This is a genomic window from Neisseria sp. P0021.S006, from assembly GCF_051956895.1.
On record NZ_JBQCWZ010000469.1, the window covers coordinates 1 to 1,068 of the forward strand.

Here is a 1,068-nt window from a genome sequence, read left to right on the forward strand (position 1 = left end):
CCCATGAACATCTGGCTTGGACAGCGACACGCGCCCAAATTTCCGCAAGGAGCCGCCGTAACCATCGGCAACTTCGATGGCGTACACCTCGGGCACAAACACATTCTACAAAAACTCAAACGAGAGGCAGACCAGCGCGGTCTGCCTGTTGTCGTTGTTGTTTTTGAGCCTCAGCCCAAAGAATTTTTTGCGCGCAAAGCCGGGAAAAAGCTGCCTTACCGCATCAGCCCGCTGCGTACCAAATTGCGCCTTTTGCGTGAAACCGGCTGCGTGGATGCCGTTTGGGTCTTGCGTTTTAACCAAGCTTTCTCCGATATGAGCGCGCAAGCGTTTATCGACCAGCTTTTGCGCCAAACGCTCAACACGCGTTATTTGTTGATTGGCGACGATTTCCGTTTCGGTGCCGGCCGTGAAGGCTGTTTTGAACTCTTGGCTCAACAGCCCGATATGCAAACCGAGCGCACGCCGTCCGTTATCGTTGAAGACATCCGTACCAGCAGTACCGCCGTCCGCCAAGCCCTTTCAGACGGCAAGTTGGAATACGCCAAAAGACTATTGGGCCATGATTACGTTTTAAGCGGCAAGGTCAAACACGGACAAAAACTCGGCCGCACCATCAACGCGCCTACCGCCAATGTCCAGCTTCCTCCGTATCATTATGCGCTAAGCGGCGTATTTGTCGTTGAAGCAGATGGCACATTCGGTACGCGCCGAGGCGTTGCCAGCTTTGGTTTTAACCCCACTGTCAGCAACAACCGCTCGCAAAAGCTGGAAGTCCATCTGTTCGATTTCAACGGCGATTTGTACGGACAACGTATCTTCGTTCGCTTCCTGCACAAACTGCGTGACGAGAAAAAATTTGAGAGTATCGAAGCATTGAAAACCCAAATTTTGCAAGATATGGAAGATGCCAGGGTTTGGGAAGCATAGAAACGCTTCTAGAAGCTTATAAAATCAAGACAATTGGGCTACAATAAGTCCTTTGAATTTTTTCAGACGGCCTGTTCTTTTCAAAATGAGCAATCAGGCCGTCTGAAACCGAAATACCGCAACAATAGAGATCAAAAA

At 50.2% G+C, this 1,068-nt stretch carries 1 protein-coding gene; it reads left to right on the forward strand.

Translation table 11 applies throughout. The annotated features are described in order from the left end of the window. The first annotated feature begins 3 nt into the window (after positions 1–3). On the forward strand, positions 4–930 hold the full coding sequence (gene ribF, locus ACTHUM_RS15045) for a bifunctional riboflavin kinase/FAD synthetase (RefSeq protein WP_070461603.1): 927 nt from the start codon (positions 4–6) through the stop codon (positions 928–930). Positions 931–1,068 lie beyond the last annotated feature (138 nt).